Source organism: Flagellimonas sp. (assembly GCF_965215805.1).
Lineage (GTDB): Bacteria > Bacteroidota > Bacteroidia > Flavobacteriales > Flavobacteriaceae > Flagellimonas.
This window is the reverse complement of record NZ_OZ244124.1, coordinates 1,910,668-1,926,950: the sequence shown is the minus strand read 5'-3', so window position 1 is coordinate 1,926,950 and position 16,283 is coordinate 1,910,668. Positions and strand designations below refer to the sequence as shown.

At 44.3% G+C, this 16,283-nt stretch carries 11 protein-coding genes and 1 tRNA gene; 10 read left to right on the top strand and 2 right to left on the bottom strand.

The window, feature by feature from the left end; all coding sequences use genetic code 11:
- The gene (nirB, locus tag ACOOE0_RS08465; RefSeq protein WP_420402035.1) at positions 1-2,502 is read right to left on the bottom strand and encodes a nitrite reductase large subunit NirB; all 2,502 of its coding nucleotides are present in this window, start codon (positions 2,500-2,502) and stop codon (positions 1-3) included.
- A 126-nt stretch (positions 2,503-2,628) separates the two neighbouring features.
- Between nirB and cobA the strand changes: the two genes are divergently transcribed.
- From cobA to ACOOE0_RS08415, 10 genes are all read left to right on the top strand, one after another.
- Positions 2,629-3,405 carry a uroporphyrinogen-III C-methyltransferase gene (gene cobA, locus ACOOE0_RS08460; RefSeq protein ID WP_420402034.1) on the top strand — a complete coding sequence of 259 codons (777 nt, stop codon included), beginning with the start codon at positions 2,629-2,631 and terminating at the stop codon, positions 3,403-3,405.
- Positions 3,406-3,656: 251 nt separating this feature from the next.
- Positions 3,657-5,042: a CmpA/NrtA family ABC transporter substrate-binding protein gene (locus tag ACOOE0_RS08455; RefSeq protein ID WP_420402033.1), complete on the top strand. Its 1,386-nt coding sequence runs from the start codon at positions 3,657-3,659 to the stop codon at positions 5,040-5,042.
- A 21-nt stretch (positions 5,043-5,063) separates the two neighbouring features.
- Positions 5,064-6,170, top strand: coding sequence for an ABC transporter permease (locus ACOOE0_RS08450; RefSeq protein ID WP_420402032.1), 1,107 nt, complete (start codon positions 5,064-5,066; stop codon positions 6,168-6,170).
- Positions 6,171-6,181: 11 nt separating this feature from the next.
- A complete protein-coding gene (locus ACOOE0_RS08445; RefSeq protein WP_420402031.1) occupies positions 6,182-7,021 on the top strand; it encodes an ABC transporter ATP-binding protein in 840 nt (279 codons plus the stop codon).
- An 11-nt stretch (positions 7,022-7,032) separates the two neighbouring features.
- Complete coding sequence (locus tag ACOOE0_RS08440; RefSeq protein WP_420402030.1) at positions 7,033-7,860, top strand: ABC transporter ATP-binding protein; 828 nt, start codon at positions 7,033-7,035, stop codon at positions 7,858-7,860.
- Positions 7,861-7,888: 28 nt separating this feature from the next.
- On the top strand, positions 7,889-9,190 hold the full coding sequence (locus ACOOE0_RS08435) for an alginate export family protein (RefSeq protein WP_420402029.1): 1,302 nt from the start codon (positions 7,889-7,891) through the stop codon (positions 9,188-9,190).
- A gap of 87 nt (positions 9,191-9,277) precedes the next feature.
- Positions 9,278-9,997, top strand: coding sequence for a response regulator transcription factor (locus tag ACOOE0_RS08430; RefSeq protein ID WP_420402028.1), 720 nt, complete (start codon positions 9,278-9,280; stop codon positions 9,995-9,997).
- 143 nt (positions 9,998-10,140) lie between these two features.
- Positions 10,141-13,671: a molybdopterin-dependent oxidoreductase gene (locus ACOOE0_RS08425; RefSeq protein ID WP_420402027.1), complete on the top strand. Its 3,531-nt coding sequence runs from the start codon at positions 10,141-10,143 to the stop codon at positions 13,669-13,671.
- Between the two features lie 4 nt (positions 13,672-13,675).
- Complete coding sequence (locus tag ACOOE0_RS08420) at positions 13,676-15,127, top strand: rubredoxin (protein ID WP_420402026.1); 1,452 nt, start codon at positions 13,676-13,678, stop codon at positions 15,125-15,127.
- A gap of 164 nt (positions 15,128-15,291) precedes the next feature.
- A complete protein-coding gene (locus ACOOE0_RS08415; RefSeq protein WP_420402025.1) occupies positions 15,292-16,041 on the top strand; it encodes a phosphatase PAP2 family protein in 750 nt (249 codons plus the stop codon).
- 157 nt (positions 16,042-16,198) lie between these two features.
- On the opposite strand, the gene ACOOE0_RS08410 is transcribed toward ACOOE0_RS08415, so the two are convergent.
- Positions 16,199-16,280 (bottom strand) — tRNA-Leu (locus tag ACOOE0_RS08410).
- Between the last annotated feature and the right edge of the window lie 3 nt (positions 16,281-16,283).

The following is a 16,283-nucleotide window of genomic DNA, read 5'->3' as shown; positions in this document are numbered from 1 at the left end:
CTAGGTCCAGGCTTTGGGCATTTTCTGTCCTCGCATGGGTACATATTCAATATTACTGTCCTCTTCTTCCGAATTCACAAAATGGGTATACCGTGAACGAATTTCTGGTGTTTCCACCGCCTCTTTCCACTCGCATTTGTAGGTGTCGGCATAGTGCTGCATTTCCATATCCAACTCTTCCACAATACCCAAAGCGTCGTTAATGACCACGTTTTTCAGATAGGTAATTCCCCCTTCCAATTTTTCCAACCAGGCCGCGGTTCGGGTTAACGGTGGAGCAGTTTTGATATAGAACATTAAGAAGCGGTCCACATATTTAACGGCAGTTTCCTTGTCCACTTTTTCCGCCAACAATTCAGCGTGTTTTGGATTTGCGCCTCCATTCCCGCAGACGTAAACGTTCCATCCGCCTTCGACCGCGATAAATCCAAAATCCTTACATCTGGCCTCGGCACATTCCCGTATACATCCTGAGACCCCTCCTTTCATCTTATGGGGAGAGCGGATTCCCTTATAGCGGTTTTCAATTTCTATGGCGAAGCTGACACTTTCATCCATACCATATCGGCACCAAGTGGAACCCACACAACTTTTTACGGTTCGAAGGGCTTTCCCGTAGGCGTGTCCACTCTCAAAACCTTCCTTGATCAATTCCTCCCAAATCAAAGGAAGTTCATGCAACTGGGCACCGAACATATCGATCCGTTGTCCTCCTGTGATTTTGGTGTACAGGTCATATTTCATTCCGATACGCCCGAGGGCCATAAGCTGTTGTGGCGTAATTTCCCCGCCTGCTACCCGCGGAACTACCGAGTATGTGCCATTGCGCTGGATATTGGCCAAATAACGATCATTGGAATCTTGAATGGTTTCTTGCCTATTGGCCGTCTCATTATATACGCTGGCAAAAATGGCTGCAATTGCTGGCTTACACACTTCGCAACCATCTCCATGGCCCACCGTATCAAGAAGCTCATCATAATCTTGAATGTTCCGAAGTTTTACAATATCATAGAGCTCTTGTCTGGAATAATCAAAGTGCTCACAAATACGAACCTTTACGGTTTTACCCAGGGCTTTCAAGCTCTCAGTTACCAAATCCGCCACCATGGGCTTGCAACCTCCACAACCTGTAGTGGCTTTTGTAGCTTTTGCCACACTTTTGACACTTTCATGTCCGCCTTCGGTAACGGCACAACAAATACCTCCCTTGGTAACGGACTCGCAGGAACAAACCACGGCCTCATCCGGTAGATCCATCACGTTGCCCATCACGGCTTCTTCTCCCCCCCGGGCTCCCAAAATCAAATCCTCCGGGTTTTCGGGCAAAGGCATTTCATTTTGTTGGAGCTGGAGGAGCATATTGTAATCCGAAGCATCGCCTACCAAAATACCCCCCAACAGTTTTTTCCCATCTTTGGAAACATTGATTCGCTTATAAAGTCCTTGAAGTTTGTTTTCAAAGACAATGGCATGTGCCTCTTCTTCGGTTGTAAAAGGATTCCCAAAACTGGCCACATCAACTCCAATCAGTTTCAATTTGGTGGACATGTCAATGTGCTCCGCCATAAAGGTTTCACCTCCCACAATCTGGTCCACAGCCACCTGAGCCATTTCATAACCAGGAGCTACCAAACCATAGATCATTTCCTTATACAGCGCCACTTCCCCTATAGCAAAAATATTGGGGTCCGAAGTACGCATGGTATTATCCACCACAATTCCGCCTCGTACGCCTGTCTTCAAATCGCAGGTTTTGGCAAGTTCATCACGGGGTCTAATCCCCGCCGAAATAATAAGCATATCGACATTCAACAAGTCTCCTTCGGAGAATTCCATACCTTGGATACTGCCATTGCCCAAAATTTGCTGCGTTGCTTTGTTCAAATGTACTCTAATACCCAATTCGTTCATTTTGGATTCCAGGGCTTTGCTTCCCTCGTCATCCAATTGTCTAGGCATTAATCTTGGAGCAAACTCAACCACATGGGGCTCAAGTCCCATATCCTTAACAGCTTTTGCCGCCTCCAGTCCTAAAAGACCTCCACCAAGAACCGCCGCTTTACTTCCTTTGATCCCAGCGGCATAGTTCATGGTCTCTTCCAAATCCTCAATGGTTCGGTATACAAAAACCCCTTTTTTATCCACCCCTTTAATTGGCGGCACAAAAGGAACAGACCCAGTGGCCAATACCAGATAATCATAAGTGAACATACTGTTGCTCAAGGTCGTCACGGTTTTGGTTTCCCTGTCAATATCCACAACGCGTTCATTGGTGTAGAGTTCTATATCATGTTCCTCATACCAAGATCTCGGGGCCAAGGTCAATTGTTCGGCATCCCCATTTTCAAAAAACTCGCTGAGGTGGACACGATCATAGGCCACTCTAGGTTCCTCTCCGAAAACAATGAGTTTAAAATCCTTGCTATCCTCATGAGCTACAAACTTCTCACAAAACTTGTATCCCACCATTCCGTTTCCAATGACCAATATGCTTTTCATGTTTGTTTGCTTCAATTAAAATGGAATACAATATTACGTATTATTACGTATTTATCTGATTGATATTTGAGAATAATTACGTATTCTTGTTGTCAAATTGATAAAAGTACCCACTTCATAATCACAATGACACAATACACAAATACCCCAATAATTTCCCTAGTCGGCGCGGGGCCTGGAGCCAAAGACCTCATAACCATTAGGGGTTTGAGAGCCATACGCAAAGCCGATGCCATTTTGTATGATGCCCTTATCGATAAGAGCTTGCTGGATGAGGCTCCACCCAACATTCCGAAAATATACGTAGGAAAACGTTGCGGAAAACACTATGCAAAACAGGAAGAAATAAATCGACTGCTGGTCGATTATGCACTTAATTATGGTCATGTGGTTCGCTTAAAGGGGGGCGACCCATTTGTTTTTGGAAGGGCTTCTGAAGAAATCGCCCATGTGGAATCCTTTGGCATTCCAGTAAGCGTGATCCCAGGAGTTTCCAGTGCCATTGCAGTCCCAGCCAATCAAGGCATTCCATTGACCCAGAGAGGAACGGCCAGTAGTTTTTGGGTGATGACCGCTACAAAAAGGGATGGTTCTTTTTCCGAGGATTTGATTTTGGCCTCCAAATCTTCCGCCACCATGGTCATCCTTATGGGAGTTCGGAAATTCCTTGCCATTGCCAATGAAATCAGCAAATACAGAGGGGGTTTGACCCCAGTAGCCCTTATTCAAAACGGCACATTGCATCACGAAAGTTGCTCCGTTGGTACCCTTGCCAATGCAGAATCCCTTGTTAAATCCGTAGATATTTCGCAACCTGGTATTATAGTGGTCGGACATGTGGTTTCTGAGCACCCCTCCTTTTTTGAAGACGAAATTCAACGTGTCTTGCACTCCGCCATCTAGTATCTATATATTAAGGAATATATATTCTCCTTTCCCATCCTCCCGCGTATTTGAATGCATCCTGAAATTTCAAATTCAATAATTACGGGTCGCTTTTTTTGACAACTTCCAATTTTTGGAATCCAGGAATTTCCATCCGTATAAAAATACCCCATCTACGTAATATTTAATAAAAAACTAAGTATTAATACGTAAATAATACAGTAAGTTTGTTTCAAGAATTAAGTAACACAATTTAAAACATACGTATTATGAAGTCAATCACAGTAAAAGCGCTTAGCACATTTCTCTTGCTGGCCGTTATGGCCTGCGGAGGAAAGGCTGAGAAGAAATCTAACGAAACTGCCCAAGCCGACATTCCGGCCAACACATTGGAGATAGAAAAGCCCCAATTGACTTTTGGGTTTATCAAGCTGACAGATATGGCCCCACTAGCCATTGCCAAAGAAAAAGGATTTTTTGAGGATGAAGGCCTGTTTGTCTCCGTGGAGGCCCAATCAAACTGGAAAAATGTATTGGACAGGGTCATCGATGGCCAATTGGACGGGTCGCATATGTTGTCAGGTCAACCCATAGCAGCAGGCGCTGGCTTTGGCAGGCAAGCTGAGTTGGTAACCCCCTTTTCCATGGATTTGAATGGAAATGGCATCACCGTTTCCAATGATGTTTGGTCCAAGATGAAACCAAACGTTCCCAAAAGCGCTGATGGAAAACCCGAGCACCCTATTAAGGCAGATGCATTAAAACCAGTGATTTCAGAATATAAAAACAGTGGGAAGCCCTTCAAAATGGGAATGGTATTTCCCGTTTCCACACACAATTACGAAATCCGTTATTGGTTGGCGGCAGCTGGCATCCACCCAGGTATGTATACTGCCGATAATGTACAAGGGCAAATTGATGCGGAAGTTCTACTTTCCGTTACCCCTCCCCCACAAATGCCAGCCACTTTGGAAGCTGGAACCATTTATGGCTATTGCGTTGGGGAGCCATGGAACCAACAAGCGGTTTTTAAAGGCATTGGTGTTCCGGTAACCACCAACTACGACATCTGGAAAAACAATCCCGAAAAAGTATTTGTGATGACAAAGAAATTTGTGGAAGAGAATCCAAATACGGCTGTCGCCGTCACAAAAGCCCTCATTCGCGCAGGAAAATGGCTGGACGTACCTGAAAATCGAGCCGAAGCCGTAAAAATTCTTTCTATGCCACAATATGTAGGTGCTGACGAAGTGGTTTTGGCTAATTCCATGACTGGGACCTTTGAATTTGAAAAAGGTGACAAACGTTCCATGCCAGACTTCAACGTATTCTATAAGTACAATGCCACCTATCCCTTCTATTCTGACGGCATCTGGTTTTTGACCCAAATGCGAAGATGGGGCCAGATTCCTGAAGCGAAGCCAGCAGCTTGGTATGAGGAAACCATTAAGGACATCTACAGACCCGACATCTGGAAACAAGCAGCCGAACTCTTGGTTACCGAAGGCCATATTCCAGCTTCTGATATACCAGCCACTGATGGATACAAACCAGCCACTGCCGATTTCATTGATGGCAATACCTATGACGCAAAAGACCCTATAGGCTACATCAACAGTTTTGAGATTGGAAACAAGGACGATTCCTCGCTATAAAAAACGGCAAAATTTACAACTATGAAGCAAAGTGTGACCGTAAGCAAAACCCAGGAAATGAAATTGGCCAGCGCTGCAAAAGCGGTGCTGTCCAAATTCAAGATCAAGACCCCCAAGTTCGAGGTGAAGACGATTTTGAAAAAGGTGATTGTGCCCCTAGCCTCCATCCTATTATTTATAGGGCTGTGGCATATGGGTGCCAAGGCCCTGTTCAACGTGGAGGCCGATTTCAAGATTCAAAAAGCATTGACCGATCAAGGCCAGGAAGCTGCAGACGCCATGGCTGCATGTATCGCCTCTGGGGATATCAGCTGCCAACCCAACACCCTACCATCCCCGGCACAGGTTTGGGAATCGTTTAATACGTTAATAGCCGATCACAAAGTGATCAGCGCAGATAAATTGGCATTCAAGGAAAAAACAGCAGCTTTAAATGAAAAGCGTATTGCTGAAGGAAAAGAACCGATTACCTATACAGGTAGGCCTTCATTTGTAGATCAAATCTTTACCAGTTTGAAAACTGTTTTTGCCGGATTTGTGTTGGCATTCCTGATTGCCGTTCCCATAGGCATCGTAATCGGCTTAAGTGAGACGCTACGCAACTCCTTTAACTGGTTGATTCAGGTATTCAAGCCTGTATCCCCCGTGGTGTGGCTGCTTTTGGTATTTATGATCGTAAAAACCATGACGAAAGACTCCAATTCGGATAGTGCTTTTATCATCTCCTTTATTAGTGTTGGGCTCTGCGCCATGTGGGCCACTTTAGTAAATACAGCGATGGGGGTTTCATCCGTGGACAAGGATTACATCAACGTAGCCAAGGTGCTAAAATTGGGCCCCTTACAAAAGGTATTCAAAGTGATTTTACCCTCTTCCCTGCCGTTGATTTTTACCGGATTACGCATAACCCTTTCCGTGGCATGGATGGTATTGATAGCCATTGAACTGCTGGCACAAAGTCCAGGCCTGGGATCCTTTGTTTGGGAAGAATTCCAGAACGGCGCCAACGATTCCAATTCCAAGATAATCGTAGCGATGTTCATTATCGGTATCATTGGTTTCCTATTGGATCGTATCATGTTGACCATTCAGAATATGGTATCCTTCAATAAAAATGCAACCGCTTAACCCATGAAGTTATGGCCTATTTGGAACTAAAAAATGTGAACAAAACCTACGGGGAAGGAAAAAATGCCACTGCGGTGTTGACCGATATCAACCTGACCATCGAAGAAGGAGAGTTTGTGGCCATTGTAGGGTTTACAGGAAGTGGTAAAACGACTTTGGTGAATCTCATCAACGGCTTGTTGAAACCAACCAGCGGTCAAGTGCTTTTTAAAGGAGCACCGGTGATGGACACCAGTCATGAGCGCGGGGTGATTTTTCAAAATTATTCGCTTTTACCTTGGTTGAGTGTGGGGCAAAATGTGGCCATGGCCGTAAAAGAAGCGTTTCCCAACGAGAAAAAGGAATTTATCAAAGAGCGCGTAGCGCGGTATGTGGAAATGGTAAACCTGTCTCCCGCTATCAATAAAAGACCAAAGGAATTGTCCGGAGGTATGCGGCAACGGGTAGCCGTTGCTCGAGCCTTGGCCATGAATCCTGAGATGATCATTATGGATGAACCTTTAGGTGCTTTGGATGCTTTAACGCGGGGCAATCTTCAAGATGAAATCCTAAAAATTTGGAGTAAGGACAAACGTACCGCCTTGCTCATCACCAACGATGTGGATGAGGGCATTTATATGGCGGACCGCATCATTCCTTTGCGCCCAGGGCCAAAAGCGACCTTAGGGCCCGAATTCAAAATTAACATTGATCGCCCAAGGGATAAAACCGAATTGAATGACAATCCGATCTATAAAAAAACCCGCAACGCCATTATTGAATATTTGATGGGGATTGGGGAAGAACGAAAGGCAACAGCGAAAGAAATCTATGAATTGCCCGAGCTGGCTCCCAAAAGCTTTGTGGCATAAAAACAATGAGTATGGTAGTTGAAGAAATCAAGGCAAAAGAATCTCACGAAAACGGCATTGCATTTCCCTCGGATAAAATCATGCTGGACTTGATGGACCTGAAAAAAGTCTATCCCACGCCAAAAGGAGACTCTGTGGTATTGGAACATCTCAATCTCCAGATTCTCAAAGAAGAGTTTGTAACCATTATAGGCCATTCCGGGTGTGGAAAAACCACAATGCTCTCGATGATTGCGGGGCTCAATCCAATATCAGGCGGTAATATTGCGGTTTTGGGAAATCCCATTAAAGGACCAGGTCCAGACAGGGGCGTCATCTTTCAGGCACCTAGTTTGATGCCTTGGATGACCGCATTGCAAAATGTACTGCTAGGTGTTAATCGGGTTTTTCCCCATGCCACCAAAGCACAGCGCAAGGAAATCGCAAAATACTACCTACATAAAGTAGGACTCAATGGAGCTTTTAATAAGAAGGCCAACGAACTTTCACAGGGAATGCAGCAACGCGTTGGTATCGCACGTGCCTTTGCCATAAAACCCAAAGTACTGTTGTTGGATGAACCCTTTGGCATGTTGGATTCACTGACCAGGGGTGAGCTCCAGGATATTCTTATCGAAATCTGGAACAAGGAAAAAATTACTGCAGTTATGATTACGCACGATGTTGACGAAGCCATTTTTTTGGCCGATCGCGTGGTAATGATGACCAGTGGCCCTAGGGCCAAAATTGGGGATGTTCTCAACATAGATTTTGAGCGCCCCAGAACTCGAAAAGCGGTATTGGAGCATGAAGATTACTACAAATACCGCAAACACTTAATTGATTTTTTAGAACACTAAATCGAATAACCCGCTAAAACTTAAAACTATGAAAAGAGGTTACATTGCATTTATCCTAGTTATCCTATCGATTCAATTTGTTACAGCTCAATTCACGCTGGACGGACAATTCAGACCCCGGGCCGAATATAGAAACGGATTCCAGACTTTAATCCCTGATGCCGCTGACGCGGGTTTTGCCATAAACACCCGTTCCAGATTGAACGCAGCTTATACCACGGAAACCTTTAAGGTTTTTCTAAGCCTGCAAGATGTGTCTGTATGGGGTGAAAATGCACAGATCATTCCAGTAGATTCCAATGATTCATTTTCCATTTTTGAAGCCTGGGCTTCTTTGAAATTAGGTGGTGATTGGTCCACAAAGCTGGGTCGGCAGGTTATATCCTATGACGACCAGCGTTTCTTTGGAGGTTTGGACTGGGCGCAGCAGGGCCGTAATCACGACTTGGCCAAATTGAGCTACAAAGGTGAAAAGTTTGTATTTGATCTAGGTTTGGCATTCAATCAAGATTTGGACGGAAATGGAGGGCCATTGTTCGGTTTCCAAAATCAGGGCACAGCCTATCCCGCCAACAACCCTTTTCAGTACAAAACCATGCAATTTGTTTATCTAAGACAACAGTGGGAGCATTTCTCAGGGAGTTTCTTGGCCGTTAATACGGGATTTCAAAATTTTGATGATGCAGATGTAGCTGATGGCGTGAATAACACCTTTACTTTGGGCACACACCTCAACTATAAAAAAGGAAGTTTTGGTGCGGCTGCAAACGCTTTTATACAAGGAGGGAAGTTTTTCACAGGACTGGATATCATTGGTGCATACCTTTTAGGTCTTGACCTAAGCTACAAGGCGAGCAGCACAGTTGGTCTGGGATTGGGTGTTGAGCTCATAAGCGGGGACGACACCTCCACAGCGGGCGAAACAGAGGCATTTTTGCCCACTTTCGGAACCAATCACAAGTTCAATGGATTCATGGATTACTTCTACGTTGGAAACCATGTGAATTCTGTAGGACTGTTTGATATCCACGCCAGCGCCAACTTCAAGCTGGGCGAAAAATCGAGTTTGTTGGCCAAGGTTCTCAATTTTTCAGGTGATCAAGACCTTCCCAGTGGGGAAACTGCCCTCGGTACGGAAATCGACTTGGTATTTTCCCAACAGTTTAAAGGCTACGCACTAAAAATTGGGTATTCCCATTTGTTTCCTGCTGATGGAATGTATGAGCTTAAAGGGGTGGCCGAAGCGGACGCAGCTGATTCCCAAAATTGGGCATGGGCCATGCTGATCATCAAACCAAAACTCTTTAGCACAGAAAAAAAAGAAAAATAATACAAATACGAACACTTTGCTTCGAAGGGGTTGTTCCAATGGAATTGGGGCAGCCCTTCGCTTGGTTTAAGGGGTTGATTTTCATGGATGTTTCCTTATCTCGAAATCATGTATTTTTGTGACATGGGGGATACCGTACTTCAAAACACCATTAGCATTGTTTTGGCTGATGACCATTTACTGGTTCGTGATGGGATCAGAGCATTGTTGGAGGAGGAATCCAATCTGGAGGTCATCGGAGAAGTGTCCAATGGATTTGAAGCTCTTGAAATGGTGAAGAGTCATACCCCAGATGTGCTTATTATTGATATCCGTATGCCTCAAATGGGCGGAATCGAAGCCGTGGAACAGCTAAACGCAACCATGGCAACAAAGACCAAGTGCATTATTTTATCCATGCATGATTCCGAAGAGTACATCCTAAAATCAGTTCAGGCTGGAGCAGCAGGTTACTTGCTCAAGGATACGGATAAAAATGAATTTATTAAGGCCATACATACCGTGCATGAAGGGGGCAAGTACTTTAGTGGGGATATCTCAAATGTCCTTGTAAACAACCTACTTCATCCCAATTCCCCAGAAAAAAGTCAATCCAAAAAAAGTAAAGAGACTCCCTTTGATTTAACCAACAAAGAGTTAAAAGTGTTGCAGCTGGTTCTGCAGGGATTTACCAATAAAGAGATCTCAGAGAAACTTCAGAACAGCAAGCGCACCATTGAGACGCATCGGTTTAACCTTATGAAAAAAATGGAGGTCAAGAACTTGATAGACCTATCCAAAAAGGCCGCAAAATACAACTTGGTTTAGATTCCAATTCCTCAGTTTTCCCTTCCAATTATTATTGAATTCTGGATTAACCAGCCTCACTTTTATGGTTTTGTTACTACGTATTTATACGTAAATATCTAATTTGCTATGGTCAAAAAACAACATAAGATTTTTGGTTTTCCATGCAAGCGAAAGAGTCCCATAACACGATATGTTCCTACTGCGGAGTGGGTTGTGGCATTACGGTAACCAAGGATGCAAAAGGGACCTTATCGGTTGAAGGCAACGAGGCCTATCCCGTTAACAAAGGGATGCTTTGTTCAAAGGGAAAGAACCTTAACTACGTGGCACAGGATACTAGCGATCGTATTCTGCACCCCCAAATGCGATGGAGCAGAAACCATCCCCTACAGCAGATTACTTGGGGCACCGCATTCAAAAGAGCCGCCGCAGTGTTCAGGAGCATCATTGCCAAACATGGCCCAGATAGTGTTGGGTTTTATGTGTCCGGACAGTGCCTTACTGAGGAATACTACCTGGCCAACAAACTGACCAAAGGTTTTATAGGGACCAACAATATAGATACCAATTCACGCCTTTGTATGAGTTCTGCCGTGGTTGGCTACAAAAAAACGGTCGGTGAAGATGCCGTTCCCATTGCTTATGCGGACATAGAGCTTGCAGACTGTTTTTTGATTGCAGGAGCTAACCCAGCTTGGTGCCATCCCATATTGTTCAGAAGGTTGGAAAAACACAAGGAAGAGAATCCCAACGTGAAAATCATTGTGGTAGATCCTCGAAAAACACAGACTTGTGCATTAGCGGACCTCCATCTACAAATCCTTCCAGGTACCGATGTCATCCTTTTCAATGCCATAGCCCGATGGTTGATTGAAAAAAGGAAAGTCAATACAGCATTTATCAAAAAGTACACATCCAATTTTGAGGCTTGCAAGCAAAAGGCTTTTGAATTGAGCCTGAATGATGCAGCTAAAAAATGTGACATCCCTGTTGATAATATCAAAAAGGCGGCTAAACTCATAGCCAATGCCAAAGGTTTCATCACCATGTGGACTATGGGGCTCAATCAAAGTGTCATAGGAGTGGATAAAAATGTGTCCTTGCTCAATCTTTCATTATTGACCGGACATATTGGAAAACCAGGTTCCGGTCCTTTTTCACTCACAGGGCAGCCCAATGCCATGGGTGGTCGGGAAGTGGGTGGCATGGCCAGTCTTTTGGCAGCGCATCGGGATTTGGGCAATGAAAAGCACCGACAGGAGGTGCAAGAATTTTGGGGTGGGAAGCCCATCAAAAAAGAACCTGGCCTTACGGCCACTGAAATGTTCAATGCGCTTGAAAATGGCTCCTTAAAGGCCATTTGGGTCATCTGCACAAACCCTGTGGTGAGCATGCCCAATGCCCATAAAGTGGAGGAAGCGCTCAAAAAAGCCAACTTCGTTGTGGTTCAGGATATTTCCCATAATTCTGAAACCACAAAATATGCCGATTTACTGTTGCCTGCGGCGGGATGGCTGGAAAAGGAAGGCACCATGACCAATTCGGAGCGCCGTATCAGCTATTTACCCCAAGTCATAGACCCCCCAGGCGAAGCCCTACCAGATACTGAAATTCTATGGCGGTTTGGTCAGGAAATGGGATATCCAGGTTTCGATTACGCTAATGCAAGCGAAGTATATGACGAATACTGCCTAATGACGAAGGGAACCAATATTGATATTTCCGGACTTTCCTATGAAAGGCTCAAAACGGAAGGTAGTTTTCAATGGCCCGTACCGCATAAGACCCATAAGGGCACACCAAGGTTGTTTGACAATCATGAATACTACACTGCAAACCAAAAGGCGCATTTTAATGCCCCAAGACATCTTTTCAACCAGTCCGAACAGACGAACGTTGAATTTCCTCTGATCTTGAATACAGGCAGGGTCCGTGACCAATGGCATACCAGAACCAAGACTGGCAAGGTAAAGCGCCTACTCACCCATATCCCAACACCGTATCTTGAAATGAATAAGGTTGATGCGTATCTATTGGGATTAAAAGAAGACGATATTGCCGTGGTTAAAAGCCGAAGGGGGAGCGTGCAGGTTAAGGTGAAAGTTAATTTCGACATTCGGGAAAAGGTGGTCTTTCTACCCATGCATTGGGGCAAAATTCTCAACAGCGATTTCAGCAGGGCCAACAACCTCACCAACGACCTTGTTGATCCCATTTCAAAGGAACCTGATTTCAAATACTGCGCCGTTAGGGTGGAGAAGTATGAAAAACCAAAGCAAAAGATAGTCGTTATTGGAGCTGGAGCGGCGGCCTATCGATTTATACAGTCTTACCGGGAAAAGAACACCGTGGACGAGGTCCATGTTTTCTCCAAGGAAGCCTACCCCTTTTACAATCGGGTTTTGTTGCCTGAATATGTTAATGAGGAATTGGAATGGGAGGCCTTACAAAAATTAAAACAGGGGGAATTGGATAAACTCCGCGTCCAACTTTATCCCAGCAATGGCATATCCAAGATTGAAACGAAACAAAAACAGGTGTGGGACGAACTAGGAAACCAGCACGAATATGATCTGTTAGTGATGGCTACAGGTAGTAGGGCCTTTGTGCCCAGTGAAGTGCGGATGGACTTGCCTGGGAGATTTACCATGCGGGAACGCAATGATGCGGATAAGCTTAAACGCTATTTAATGGAAACGGGATTACCTGCTGCTGAACAGCATGTGGTCATTGTTGGTGGCGGACTACTGGGATTGGAGCTGGCGGCATCCCTAAAAAAGATTGACATCAATATCAGTATCATCCAACGCGCACCGCGACTTATGGAGCGTCAGTTGGATCCTGTGGCCAGTCGATTATTGGCAGAAGATGTCAACGAGCGTGGGATCAACCTCTATTTTGACAATGAAGTCAGTACGGTTTTTGAAGATGCCTCTGGCAACCATGCTTTACTGGTGAATCTCAAAACGGGCAGAACCATAAACTGCAATGCCATCGTTTATGCCATTGGAACGCGCCCCAACATAGAACTGGCGAAGCAGGCCCGGTTGGAAACCCGTAGGGGTGTATTGGTGGATGCATATCTGAAGACAAGCCATCCCGATGTTTTTGCCCTGGGCGAAATTGCCGAATTTGAGAACTCTCTTTTTGGAATCACCTCAGCTGCAGAGCAACAGGCAGATATAGCAGCCAATTACATTTTAGGGGATTTGGGAAGTATCTATACGGGATCTGTACTGATGAATATCCTAAAGTTTGAAAACCTTGACCTGTGCAGTATTGGCATGGTCAATACACCTACCAACGATGACACTTTTGAAGAAATCATTCTAATGGATGTTCGCAAGCGCTTCTACAAAAAATGTATTGTTAAAGATGACACCCTTAAAGGGGCCATTTTAATGGGGGATAAAAATGAATTTGCCGAATTCAAGAGATTGATTGAAGAGGAAATTGAGCTTTCCGAAAAACGGGATGAACTTTTAAGAGGTGCACCGAACACCAGCCCATTAAAGGGAAAGTTGGTTTGCTCGTGCAGTCAAGTAGGTGAAGGAAATATTCAAGAAGCGATTCGCAATGGTTGTACTGAATTCACAAAACTCTGCACCGAAACTGGGGCAGGTCTTGGTTGCGGTAGCTGTAAACCGGAAGTAAAAGCTTTAATGGAGGATGAATTACAAACTGTAAGTTGAGCCTATGAACGACGATTTACACCGCATATTGATCAAAGGAGGTGTTACTTCTCCAGGAGAACTTAAGGATAGCATTGCCATGTTGGAGGCAGCCGGGCTAAGTGAGGTGCATTTTGGTTCGCGCCAAGACCTCCTATTTCCATTGGATGCCAGGGATGAGACCACCATAGAAAGTGTCTCCAAATACAATACGGATGTTATAGGCCACCGAAGCTATCAGAACATTGTTTCCTCCTACGTTTCTGCGGATATTTTTGAAATGACCTATTGGCTTAAGGGTTCCACTTATCTCTATATTTTGGAGGCCTTTGATTATTTACCCAAGCTCAAAATCAATATAACGGACCCAAAGCAACGTTTGGTGCCCCTATTTAGCGGAAATCTCAATTTCATTGCTTCCGAACAGGAAGATTATTGGTATTTGCACCTTAATCTCCCTGGTTGGACCGATGTTGATTTCTATCCCGTATTGATTTACAGTTGGGATATCGTGACCGTTTCAAAAGCTATAGAAAAGATGTATGTCCAAGCGGAAGATGTCACCTCACTTTTTGACTTGTTGAGCAACAGCCTGGAGACCAATAACAAAACGGTTCAGAAAAAACTGGATGCGCCCTACCTCACCTTTCCCTATTACGAAGGGATGAATCGCATGGGACTGGACCAATATTGGTTAGGCTTGTACTGGCGAAACAATAGATACGATTTGAAGTTTTTAAAGGATTTTTGCGGATTTTGTCTTGATAATAGCATTGGTAAAATCTGTATCACCCCCTGGAAATCCTTTATTGTTAAGGGCATCAAGCAAAAACATCGGCCAGAACTGGAGCGTTTCATTGGCCAACGGGGAATCAATGTTCGCCATTCCCAATTGGAAATGAACTGGCATTTGCCCGTTGATGACCAGGAAGCTTTTGAGCTTAAAAAGTTCTTGGTGCGCAATTTTGACGAGAACGACATCAGCACCTATGGTCTTACCTTCGGTATAAGCAATGATGTGGGTAAGCGATCACACTTTGCTTCTGTGATCATTGAAAAAAACCAATCCCCCTCCATTATTAAGGATTTCAAAGTGAGGCCCACTTACAACGTATTGCATTTCAAGAATTTTGACCCCAATACGTTGACCTATGTCTCCTATGCGCAAGATGTTGACAAGCTGGAACTGCCTGGCCTTTTGATGGAACTCAGCAAAAAATACTTCGGGCAGCTGGGAAGTTCCCGAGAATCTTCACAAGACACGGAAAGACCAACCATTAATGAACTAACCGTTTATCAGTGCTCTTCCTGCTTAACCATTTACGATGAGGCAATGGGAGATGAAAAAAATGGAATTGCCGTGGGCACTTCTTTTGAAAAACTTCCTGATTCCTATGTATGTCCAGTTTGCGAGTCCAATAAAGCCAATTTCCAACCATCTACCATACAGGTAGAACAAACATATGGTCAGACCTAATTTTGAATGTTTTGAGCGCATTTTCAATGGTTCACTAGACCAAGACGCCTTTGGATTTGGGGATAAGTTCTAGGCAATTATGGCTTTGCATGGCCCAAGGTCGTATCTTATGACGGTATTATGTATGCTAAAGGCATGTTCTTAACTGAAAAATTTCGGTAGCCATGAAGACCAAATCCCTGGTTTGCATTTTAATCTGGTCCCTAGGCACATTCTTGTTATGCGGACAGGATTCCTCGGAAATAGAAAAGGATACCCTGGAAAGAAGAAACCTTTCCAGTAATCAGCCATCACTGGTCAAAAAAATGATTATCCCGATGGCACTAACGGGAACAGCTTTGCTAATTAACAAAAGCACCTATGAAAAAGAACTTCAACCTAGAGTAAATAAAAACCTATCCACGAATATTGATGACTATACCAGGTTTGCTCCAATTGCAGCAATGTACTTGGCCGATGGTTTGGGTGTACAAGCTGAAAACCATTGGTTTGACCAGACAAAAAATGCAGCATTCTCCTTACTGCTTACCCAACTCATTACTACAGGGTTAAAAGTCAATATAGATAAGGAACGTCCAAATGGGGCCAACAATGAAGCCCTTCCTTCTGGGCATACTTCTTTGGCTTTTGCAAGTGCCACGGTATTCTATGAAGAATTTAAAAACACGGAGCCGCTACTGGCCTATTCCGGATATACGTTTGCATTGGCCACAGCTTATCTTCGGATGGCCAAGAACAAACATTGGTTCTCGGATGTTATATTGGGTTCGGCCGTTGGAATGGCAGTTACCAGGCTCGTATATCATTTTGACCATCTTTTTGCTTGGAACCCCTTTATGAAATCGGAAAAATTTGTACTCACCCCCAGCTTCGGTAATGGAAGAAGCGGTTTCTACTTGGCGGTGAGGTTTTGATATCAATCCACAAACCCTATTCATATGCTAAAATTGTTGAAATGATGCACGTAATTTGCATCCAATGGATTTGGGAAAAGTTGGTAAATAAAAAAGCTCTCAAAATTTTGAGGCAAGGCATAAAAAAACCCCACTATAAAATAGAGAGGTTGTTTCGTGCGGGTGAAGGGAGTCGAACCCCCACGCCTCGCGGCACTAGATCCTAAGTCTAGCGTGTCTACCAATTCCACCACACCCGCAAA